The sequence below is a fragment of the Bradyrhizobium sp. CCBAU 11386 genome (genome assembly GCF_028128955.1).
Lineage (GTDB): Bacteria > Pseudomonadota > Alphaproteobacteria > Rhizobiales > Xanthobacteraceae > Bradyrhizobium.
Genome location: NZ_LBKA01000147.1, coordinates 1 through 10,587, shown reverse-complemented (window position 1 = coordinate 10,587; position 10,587 = coordinate 1). Strand labels below are relative to the sequence as shown.

6 protein-coding genes are annotated in these 10,587 nt (G+C 57.2%); all 6 read right to left on the bottom strand.

Annotation, left to right across the window (positions count from 1 at the left end; translation table 11 throughout):
* Positions 1-307: 307 nt before the first annotated feature.
* The 6 genes from XI09_RS09565 to bioB all read right to left on the bottom strand — a co-directional run bounded on the left by XI09_RS09565 (position 308) and on the right by bioB (position 9,974).
* A complete protein-coding gene (locus XI09_RS09565) occupies positions 308-1,753 on the bottom strand; it encodes a porin (RefSeq protein WP_271566619.1) in 1,446 nt (481 codons plus the stop codon).
* Positions 1,754-3,426: 1,673 nt separating this feature from the next.
* Positions 3,427-4,299, bottom strand: coding sequence for an SDR family NAD(P)-dependent oxidoreductase (locus XI09_RS09560; protein WP_271566618.1), 873 nt, complete (start codon positions 4,297-4,299; stop codon positions 3,427-3,429).
* A 483-nt stretch (positions 4,300-4,782) separates the two neighbouring features.
* Complete coding sequence (locus XI09_RS09555) at positions 4,783-6,045, bottom strand: adenosylmethionine--8-amino-7-oxononanoate transaminase (protein WP_271566617.1); 1,263 nt, start codon at positions 6,043-6,045, stop codon at positions 4,783-4,785.
* Complete coding sequence (locus XI09_RS09550) at positions 6,042-6,287, bottom strand: AAA family ATPase (protein WP_442869567.1); 246 nt, start codon at positions 6,285-6,287, stop codon at positions 6,042-6,044. The genes XI09_RS09555 and XI09_RS09550 overlap by 4 nt, the downstream gene beginning before the upstream one ends.
* 11 nt (positions 6,288-6,298) lie before the next feature.
* A complete protein-coding gene (locus XI09_RS09545; protein ID WP_271566616.1) occupies positions 6,299-7,453 on the bottom strand; it encodes an 8-amino-7-oxononanoate synthase in 1,155 nt (384 codons plus the stop codon).
* A 1,528-nt stretch (positions 7,454-8,981) separates the two neighbouring features.
* Positions 8,982-9,974, bottom strand: coding sequence for a biotin synthase BioB (bioB, locus tag XI09_RS09540; RefSeq protein WP_271566615.1), 993 nt, complete (start codon positions 9,972-9,974; stop codon positions 8,982-8,984).
* Between the last annotated feature and the right edge of the window lie 613 nt (positions 9,975-10,587).

The window sequence follows — 10,587 nt, the reverse complement described above, 5'->3', positions numbered from 1 at the left end:
CACAAACAATCCAAAGGGCCTCGGCGCTACGCTTACAGTCGAGCACGGCCAAGCCCTTTTGGACCGGATTAAGCCTCGCCGGATCCTCTGCAGCGTCTGATCCCACGTCATGGCGACCGAGCGGCCTTATGGCGGAGGAAACTGGCACTCGCGCATGGTCAGCGACGATGCGTACGGTTACCTCGCATTCAGCCATTGTCCGCGACTGAAAAACTCAGGGAGCGCCGGAGCGCTCCCCTGAATAGGGCTGAGTGCAGAGGAAACACCTTCTTGCACGTGCCGCTTTGCAACCAGCAAACTGGCCTACCTAGAAGGTGAAGCGCATTCCTGTCACGAATGACGTGGCCTGCGGGGTGGTGGGGTAACCAGCTGTTGCCGTAGTAAAGCCGAAGGCGAGACCGCCTCTAAGCTCTGACCACATCACACCGGCGTAGACATCGAAGTACTTGTTGAACGCATAGTCTACAGTGGTGGACGCCGTCTGCCAGTGGCCCAAGCAATGCGAGGAGCTAGTGTCTGAGCAAGGCATTAAGGTGGGGGAAGAACCTTTGTAGAAATTTTGTTGGCCATAATACCAAGCCGCCGTCATAGTCCAAGGGCCAGTCTCATATTTCGCCCCGATCCATCCAATATTCCGGACCTTACCCCCATAAGTATAGGACGTGTTGCTGATTAGCCCAATCACATAGCCGCCGTTGACCGTATCACCAACTGAAACCGGATTGGACGGATTCGAGAAATCCTCATGCTGATACCCCGTGTAAAGTGTCACCTTGCCGTCGGCACCTGCTCCCTTGAAAGCGTCCGCAAGATTGAAAGTGTACTTGCCCATGAGCGTGTACGCTTCAGTGTTCTGCGCGGTGCCGCCGAGAGTATTACAACTCGGAGTTCCAGTTACGCCGCATCCGCCGACGCCATACCCGAAGGTCGACACCGCATCTCGAAGCGCCGTATAAACTGCGTCTACGTAAAAGCCGTTCCAATTGGCTCCAATATTGGCTGCATAGGAATTTCCATGAAGGCCTGAGTCTTGTTCGCCTTGGGCATACATGACCGCTCCGTGGATGGGTCCATATCCATTGGCGTATTTCACCGAGTTATTCCACTTGTTGGCGTCGGCGACACCCGCCGCGCCGCCCCATCCGCTAGACCAGCCGATTTGCGAGAAAGCGGATGTTCCCGTCGGGTCGTAGCCGTACATCAGGGTAAGATCGAGCGGAGATTGGCGACCGATTGTAAGCGTACCATAAGTCGGGTTGCGAACACCCGCAAATACTTGTCCATTGAAAGCCTGACCGCACCGGGCGGAGTTGGCGAATATGCCTTGCTGATAGCCGGGCTTACCATTGTTCTGGATGATCGTCGCGCAAGCATCGGAGAGCCTGCCGGTCAGAGGATTGAAGCCAGTATCAAGCTGGCCGATCACCTTCCAGTCACCGAAGATCGGCTCTTCGAGCTTCAATCCAATAAAGTTGAAACCCAAGCCGCCGATGTTGAGAGATGAAATTGGCCTAGTTCCAGCCGGAGAAGCAAGGACGTTGGAGTTTAAGCCAAACGGATAGCCACCGAGCGGAGTGCCGATAGAATTATAGCCGTAACCGATATCGATCTGGCCGAAGAGAGTTATACCCTTCCAGGTCAGGGTGTCCGGCGGCGGCGGCGCCGGGGCTTTAAGATTGTCGCTCAGATCAGCCGCCTGTGTTGAGACAGTGAGGCTAACCAGCGCTACCAAAGACAGAGTAGATGCTTTCATATATCCCCCAAGATTCGATTACGAAAACCAGTAACTGTGTGCCCCAAGCCCCGGGCGAGAACAGAGCGAGTTCGCTGCTCCCGGCATCGGGAAAAATGGCGAGAATGGACAACCCAGGATCGACAAGGAGAACCTTGGCGCGCGTCATCCCTCTCTTTTTATTTTTGGTTATTGCGGCCTTACGCTATCCGAGCATCGCGCGGCATTTCGCCAATTTCGGCCCTCATCGCGCGAAGTTCTGCGTTTATCCTTGCTTCGAGCACTTTTCCTGCGCGCAACCTCAACTGTGAGGTTTGCTCGGTTTTCAGCGACGAGGTCCTATGACCGTACCGGGCGCCCGGTGAATACGGCCTACCGCGATCGCCCGCACGAAAGGAGGACTGGCATATCGCGGTCGTGAAAGCGCCACGCATCGAGAATCCGCCGGGGCAATAGCTCAAGATTCTCCACCGACGCCCGCGCGAGCTCGGCGCATCTCGTCCTTGTATCGCGACGATCACCTTCGAGTCTTTCATGCACGCCACGGGATTGGATCGCGCCGGAAATGCCGACCGTGACAAAGAGCTCGGCGCGACGACCGGCGTGCCAATCGTTGGGCGCTTAGCCCGCATCGACCGCCGCACCGGGGCGCCGAAACCAGCGATACGAACGCCACAGCGCTCCCACGTTCTGATCGGCGCGCCTTCAAACCAACGGAGATGACCAGCCTATGTCGATGACCGTGCCAGAAATCGAGCGCCACCTGCGACAGTAGCATCTAGTCTGTACCGCAACACGCTGCAGACGTGGCTTGCAGGCGCGAAGCACGAATCAACCTGTCCTTGAAGGACTTTCTCTGATCCTGCAGGACGACTTGGACGATCCGCCGGGCCTGCTTCCAGCTGCATACGCTTAAGTCATTGCCGCCGGCGAGAATGCGTTGCTCATCAGCAAGTCCGGCACTGGGAAGTCGCGCGCTGCCCAGGCGATTGCTAAGGAAGATGCCGCATCCGCTCATGTCTTCGCAGGACGGACCATGCAGAGCCTGCAAATTTTGCCAAATACATCGAGCGGATAGGCTCGGCGAGGTTGCCGGTTCGTGAAATTGAACGCAAATAACTCCCGCGAATCCTGTGCAAAGAAATTAGCGTCGGCATTGCAGCACGCCTTTTAGTAGCTCAGAAAGATCGGCGGATAGCTGGTGAGATCTTCATTCGGTCAAAGCGGAGTGGGATTGGCGAGATGTTTGCGAGCCGACGCGATACTACACGGTGCTCTGCGTGGGATTGCGCGCTATTGGCTCGTCTCGAATGCGATCTGCCCGGGTCGGATCAAGACGAGGTGCCCCCGACATCCTGGCGAATTAAAACTCCTCACCAATTGCCCTGCGGAGGATTTCGTAGCGTGTTTTGACAGGCCTTTCGATTTCGGCGGCATCGCTGGGCAAACGACGGTCGTGTCATACGGCGCCCCCTTGTGATCGACCGCAGCTAAACCGCGTTTAGAGCCAACGACGGGCGGTACCCGCGGACCATGATCTTGATGGTGAAAAAGGTCGCCGGCTTCGATGACGAACGCACTTTTCGCGACGACTGGCCGCGTATTACTTCTGCTCTGCAGCACCAATAGGCGAATGGTCGAATGCGGCGCCAGCGACGTCAGTACCGACTCAACCGGCGCCGATTAAGCTACAGCTAATCCTTAGAGGGGACCCGCTTCAGGTCTGACGGAAAGAACACGGAAGATGCACGCGCCGCGACGTCCTGCGCCGTGTAATGTCCCTTGGGATGGAAGCCGTCAGTCATCAGCATCCTAACTTCTGCGATCTCTTCCCCCGATACGGCGAGGACCTTCCCCGAATGGTCAGCTGCCAACTCGGAGGCCATGAAGAGGACTCCAGGAGCGACGTTCTCGGGACGCAGAATTGGATAGGACTCGCCATCCTGGGTGCCCGGCACGTCCGCCCACATACGAGTGACGGCGTTTGGTGCCAAGCCCATTACACGAATGCCGTATTTGCGACCTTCAATGGAGAGAACTCGTACCAAGCCATAGATACCCGCCTTGGCGGCTCCGTAGTTAGCTTGACCGAAATTGCCGAAAAGGCCTGATGTTGAGGACGTCATAATGATCACGCCCGGCCGACGGTTATCTTTGAGCCAATTCCAAACCGGTAGCGCGCAACAGTAGGTCCCCTTCAGATGAACCTTGACGACGAGATCCCAATCCTCCTCCGAGGTCTTGGCAAATGTCCGGTCGCGCAAGATGCCGGCGTTGCAGATCAGGATATCGACCTTGCCGAAAGCATCGATCGCAGTCCTAAGGATATTTTCGCCACCGGCTACCGTGGACACGTCATCGCCATTGGCCACTGCGCGTCCACCGGCTGCTATGATCTTGGCCACTACCTTTTCAGCCGCACCGCTAGCGCCGGACCCATCGACCGAGCTGCCGAGGTCATTGACGACGACGGCCGCGCCCTCTTTGGCGAACAGCGTTGCATAAGCCTCACCGAGCCCGCCACCTGCCCCGGTGATGATCGCCACCTTACCGTCCAACAATCCCATCCTGTACTCTCCAAATGTCTGCATCGTGAGTGCGCGCGGCGCTACAGAGGCATCCTCAGTTTATTTTTCGCTCGCCTGCTCCCATTCCACATAAACGCCAGCGAGGTCGTTTGCGTGCAGGACACGCCGGCATGCGAGGGCATCGTTAAGCTACAACCAATGAGGCCGCCCTGCTGCCGTTAGGACAGAGCTGCGCCATTTCAGTTCGATGGGCCCGCGCTCGCGCTGAGCATCCCGAGGCTCGATCGAGTGCCGCCTTTGTCATCCGGCCACCTTGTTGCCACGTCTGCTCATTTCGCCCCCTGTCGAACTCGACCGGCACGCGCTAGCAACAAACGCTTTACCTCGAACGCCGGTAGGAAAATCGGCCCACTCTTGCTAAGATTCGCACATTTCAGACAAATTTCTCATTCTAGCGCAGAAGTTCGTCGCGCAGATTACGAAGGTGACGCTGTCGCAGACAATCAGCCGACAAAAGATCGGCTACCCAACATCGGCGGCGTCACTGATGGCGCCGTAGATTTCGGCCAAGTCCGCCGCCGTGACGCAATAGGGCGGCATCACGTAAATTGTATTGCCGAGCGGCCGCAGCAGTAGGCTCCGGTCCTTGAAGATTGCTCCAAGCTTTGGACCGATGCTCGCCAGATAGCCCGAATCGGTGGTCTTCAGATCGAGTGCCGTGATTGTCCCGGTCCGACGAACGTTTGCAAAGCGCGCGTCCGTACGGAATGGCTCTAGTGCTTGCTCTTGGAGCGTAGCGATCAAGCCTACGCGCCGGAGAGTGCTTTGGTCCCGCCAGAGATCCAGGTTAGCCTTTGCAGCGGCGCAAGCTATTGGGTTGGCGGTGTATGAACTCGAATGAAAGAAAGTACGCGTGCGATCCTTCGAATAATGCGCATCGAAGATGTCCGCGCGGCAGAGTGTCACAGCGAGCGGAAGCGCCCCACCGGTGAGCCCCTTGGAATAGCAGGCGATATCCGGCGTGACATTGGCCTGCTCACAAGCGAATAGTGTTCCGGTGCGGCCCCAGCCCGTCATGACCTCGTCGGCAATGAACAGAACGCCTGAGGTTTCGCAAATCCGCTTCATTTCTCTTAGAACCCAGGCTGGGTACATCAGCATTCCACCCGCCCCCAATATCAGCGGCTCGACTATAAAGGCGGCCGGCCTTTCATTTCGGCAAGTAGACTCGAGCGCATCGAGAGTCACCTGCTCATGGCCCGTCGCCGGGAACGGGATTGTGCTAACGTTGAACAATAGGGGCCCGTACGCCGCGTTGAATACGCCGCGGGCACCGACCGACATCGCTCCAATCGTGTCGCCGTGATAGGAGTGTTGCATTACGACAATGCGCGTTCGATGCTTGCCGATGTTGTGCCAATAGCCGAGTGCCATTTTGAGGGCTACTTCCACACTCGTGGAACCACTGTCGGAGAAGAAGACATGATCAAGCCCGGCCGGCGTCAGTTGCAAGAGTTGCGTCGCAACTTCCTCAGCCGGATCATGAGTGTAGCCGGCAAAGATGATTTGGTTGAGCCTGGCTGCCTGATCTTGAATCGCGCTCACAATTCGTGGATGGCAATGACCATGCGTCACGACCCACCACGATGAGATTGCGTCGATGATGCGAACTCCATCCGCGGTGTAGAGGTAAGCACCATCGCCACGCAGAATCTTCGTCATCTTGTCCTGAAGCGCGTGTTGCGTGAACGGATGCCAGATCGGCGACTTCGTCTTTGGCGTCATGGCTTGAAATCATTCCTGCCAACCAAAGCACGGCGACAATTTTGGCGAGACAGGTGCTTGAGACGGTAGAGTTCCGGCGCGATGTAATCAGGCGGGAGCCTTCCCAGCCGTGCGACGGGTTGAATATCTGTCTTTCCTTTGAGGCCAGCCTGAACCGGTCTCCAATAGTTCCCGCCGAGGAGATTGGCGAGGCCAGCAGAAACGGCCGTTTCTCCGATTCCGGTATTAGTACCCGTCGCCACGATGCGCTGACTCACTGAGACCAACCCGTCGTCACCTCTTTGAGAGTATCAAGCATCGATCGGATGTTGTCCTCCCCGACATTGAGTGTGATTGAAATCCGCAGGCGTGCGGTGCCCTCTGGCACGGTTGGCGGCCGGATTCCGCGGATATCGAAGCCGCGAGCCTGCAATGCAGAGGCCAGCCGCATTGCACGGGCATTGTCCCCCACGATGTAGGGTACAATCTGCGAGTCGGAAGGACTTCGAAGACCGCGTGCGCGGATCTCCTGATGCGTAAGGGCGACCAGGTTGGCCAGACGCGTTTGCCGCTCAGGTTCCTCCCGTAGAATCAAGAGTGCCTCCCGCACGGCGACGGCCATCAATGGTGAAGGCGCAGTGGCGAAGATGAATGGGCGGCAGCGATTTACCAGGAAGTCGCGCAGCACTCGTGTGGTCGTAACAAGTGCGCCAGCAGCGCCCAGGGCCTTGCCACAGGTGTGAACAACTAGAACATTCTCGCGCCTCTCGTAGGGCGCAGTGAGTCCTCGTCCGTGTTCACCGTAAACGCCAGTGGCATGAGCCTCGTCAATAATGAGGAACGCGTCGTGCCGTTCGGCGATCACCGCTAGATCCTTCAGTGGCGCGAAATCGCCATCCATGCTGTAGAGACTTTCGACGACGATCCAGACGCGTCCGACGCCGCCTTTCGCCCGCCACTCAGAAATCGTGCTTTCGACGGACTCTGGATCGTTATGCACGTTGATCCGGAAATCGGCTCGACCGGCTCGCGCACCTTCATGAATACTTGCGTGCACAAGGGAGTCAAGAACGAGCAAATCACCCCGCTGCGGCAAGGTTGTTAGGACGGCGAAATTTGCAACATAACCGCCGCCAAAGAAGAGGGCGGTCTCCGCTCCAAAAAACTTAGCCGCTTCAGCTTCGAGTCCTTCGTGCTCCTCGCAATTACCGCGAAGAAGCCGCGACCCACCAGCACCGATAGGGGTGCCTGCCTCTAGCGCGGTTGAGATAGCATTCTTTATACGCGGCGCGGTGGCGAGCGCGAGATAATCGTTCGATGCAAAATCAATCCCCGCGCGCGGCTTGAGGCTGCGCAGCCGATCAGCTTCTTTCAGGGCATACAAAGCTGCGACGTAGTCGCTGTTATGGGCCGCGTGGCTTGTTTTCATTTGTTACTCCCGGAACCGCCCCGAATTGCGCAAGGCTTCAATTGCTGCAAAGCGACAGCTTCGGCCTGCAGGATTTAACTCTGCGAATATGTATATCGATGATCGGCTTCTCTGCCGTCCGCTCGACACTCTAAAGATTCCGCGAGCCAATTAACCGGCTTCAGATCGGGTCCATAGCGGACCAGATGTTCAAGCGTTTGGCTGTAGAAGTATCCATCGACACCAGCCGAGGACTTTGTTTGACCGATGAGGGTTGCCTTGACGGCGAACGCTGCAACAAGCGTGTCCTTGGTTTGGGCCGAGACCGTTGCGTTGAGTGCGACTAGCCAAACGCAGCCGCAAGAACAATCATGCTTTTCCTCCCTCGTGTCTTTCAATCGTAGAGGGCTGCTCGAGTACAAAAACGCTAAAAACCGAGTGAAATTAGATAAATTGCGCGGAAACCAAGACTCCCCGCAGTTTAAATGCCGAGCAAAGGTCGTGAACTTCAATCGCCGGCTGGCCATGCCGCTCTCGAAGGAGTTTCCAATCGCCTCAAAGCCCCGCGAGGACCAGATGAAATCTCGTTCAAGGTGAAGGTTCGCAACAATTTGGAACGCGCAGCCGTCTACAGCGTCCGTCTTGCTCCCGGCGTTTGGTCGGGCTTCGCAGGGAAAGGTGGGAGGCGTCACGCTTCAGGCGGGACAGCAAGGCGAGATATCGCTAAAGGCGCTCGCGCCGTTCCAAGTCGACCGCCTGCGACGGCTGATGACCGCCGCAATTCTGATCGGCGGCGTATCGCAGGGGCCAATCTGCGAAGCGTTAGTCTCAACTTATTAGCTTAAGAGACCGTTTGAACGGGACACGGTTGCCGTTCACGAAAGACCTAGCATTGCGGACTTGTGTTGTCGGCGTCCGACCGCTTGCGCGCTTTCCTGCCCCCGTATCAATGGCCAATAGGCTTTCCGATGAACTATCGCTATGGAGCTCTCGTGTGACCTGACGAGGCAAAGATCGCGGCTTGAGCCTGGAGAGAAACCGTATGTCCGCATCTGCCGATTAGGTGGCTCGCCGCCATATACTGCGTGTCCGAGCTTTGCTGGGGCGGTCTGACCCGATTCTCATCATAGGAGGGCGAGCCATGGGACGCGGAATTGATGTCGCGAAGGGAGAAACGCCGCCGCGATTGTGGACAAAGGCCTGAGAGGAGAAGTTTCGCGTATTCGTTGAGGTCGACGCGTCACCGACAAGCATGCGCCGGGTCATTGAACGGACCGCCGCCCGGTTTGATCGTGTAAAATTCTGTTACGACGCCGCTCCGGCGGGTTATGTCTTTATCGCAAGCGATTCGATTAAGTCTCACAAAGCTCTTCACGGAGCGGATGAAAGCCAAGTAGCAGTGCGAGTGATCGTCCGCTGCCGAGCGGCCGAGGTGAGAGACGCTACCTTCCGCCGCCAAACAGGTGAGCGCCTTCCTACTCCAGCACGAGACTTATCCCCATGCATGTTACGTGACGGTTGTCGGCACTGCGTTTGTTGATGTGTTTTGTCAGGCAAGCCGGGAGCTGATGCCGAGGCGGTTGAGCAAACTCGTGTCGCGCTCGCGCTGCGGATTTTTGGTCGTCAATAGCACGTCGCCAATGAAAAGCGAATTCGCGCCGGCCAGAAAGCACAACGATTGAAGCTCATCGGTCATATACTGCCGTCCGGCGGAAAGCCGTACGACGCTCTTCGGCATCATAATCCGGGCCGTCGCGACGAGGCGCACCAGTGCAATGGGATCCGGACGCTCCGCTGTCTCATTGACAGGGACGCCTTTGACCTCGTTCCATAGATTGATCGGAACACTTTCCGGATGGCTGGGGAGATTAGCCAACAGCACGAGCATGGCGAGGCGATCCTCCACATGCTCGCCCATGCCGAGAATGCCGCCGCAGCAGACCTTGATGCCGGCCTTGCGAACATGCTCAAGAGTGTCGATGCGATCCTGAAGAGTACGCGTGCTGATGACCTTCCCGTAGAACTCTGGTGAAGTGTCGACGTTATGATTGTAGAAGTCGAGCCCGGCCTCGGCTAGTTGAGTGGCCTGCTTAGGCGATAGCATGCCGAGTGTGACACAGGTTTCCATGCCAAGAGCTTTGACCGCGCTGACCATTTCGCAGACCCTATCGAGGTCGCGGTCCTTTGGACTGCGCCAGGCCGCGGCCATGCAAAAACGGCTCGCGCCAGCGTCCTTGGCGCATTGCGCAGTGGCGATGACATCGGCGCGATCCATCAGGCGGGTGGCTTTCAATCCGGTATCGTAATGCGCGCTCTGCGAGCAGTAACCGCAGTCTTCGGGACATCCGCCAGTCTTAATGCTCAGCAAGCTCGCGGTCTCGATGTGGTTTGGATCGAAGTTCGCGCGATGAACGCTTTGTGCCTGAAACATCAGGTCGGCGAATGGCAGACTATAGAGCGCTTTGGCCTCGGCGCGTTCCCAGTCACTACGGACGGGCGCCCTGCTGCCGCTGCCGTTCCCTTCAACTTTCTTAGGGATCATTCGATTTATTTCCTGTTACAACAGATTGATCAGATCGATTATCTATTGTGTTATGTGATCAGCGCTAGCTGATCTGCGCGGCAGAAGCATAAGATCGCATCGACACCTAAAGACAGCAGAAATCCCCGCAGATTGCAGAAATTCTGCAAAATGATCGGTACCTGCTGCCTTATGATTTCCCTAGCTCGGCCTGGCGGAGATAAGCAGCGCTACCCCTCGCGTGATGCTCGCCCGTCCGCACGGCAGTATTGACGCCGATCCCGAAGGCATTGTGCACCGACATCGGCAACAAGCACGCAGGGCTCGGCGTGGAGCTGTATGGCCCGTGCGGGCTTGACGGAGGAGACCGGCGCGGCCCCGGCATCTTCGCGACGCACGGGTCGCCGAATCGCGACGGCACAAACGGCATCCGATGGATCAACCTCGTCGCCTGCCCTACACTCCACGATAGCATAGAAAGGCACGAGTTGTAGCAGCTGTAGAAAGCCACGAAACATGCCAACCTCCTCCATCGAGGCCCGTCCATTTCGAACTAGAACCTATCTCAAAATTGTCGAAACAGGATCAGCAGGCAAGCGAGCTGGACGAAGCCGAGGAAGTTTTGCGGATAGAA

What these genes read in the sequence shown, in the direction of transcription:
- XI09_RS09555 (WP_271566617.1), bottom strand. Translation starts at nt 6,045, where the DNA reads ATGACGCCAAAGACGAAGTCGCCGATCTGGCATCCGTTCACGCAACAC.
- XI09_RS09545 (WP_271566616.1), bottom strand. Translation starts at nt 7,453, where the DNA reads ATGAAAACAAGCCACGCGGCCCATAACAGCGACTACGTCGCAGCTTTG.
- XI09_RS09560 (WP_271566618.1), bottom strand. Translation starts at nt 4,299, where the DNA reads ATGGGATTGTTGGACGGTAAGGTGGCGATCATCACCGGGGCAGGTGGC.
- XI09_RS09565 (WP_271566619.1), bottom strand. Translation starts at nt 1,753, where the DNA reads ATGAAAGCATCTACTCTGTCTTTGGTAGCGCTGGTTAGCCTCACTGTC.
- bioB (WP_271566615.1), bottom strand. Translation starts at nt 9,974, where the DNA reads ATGATCCCTAAGAAAGTTGAAGGGAACGGCAGCGGCAGCAGGGCGCCC.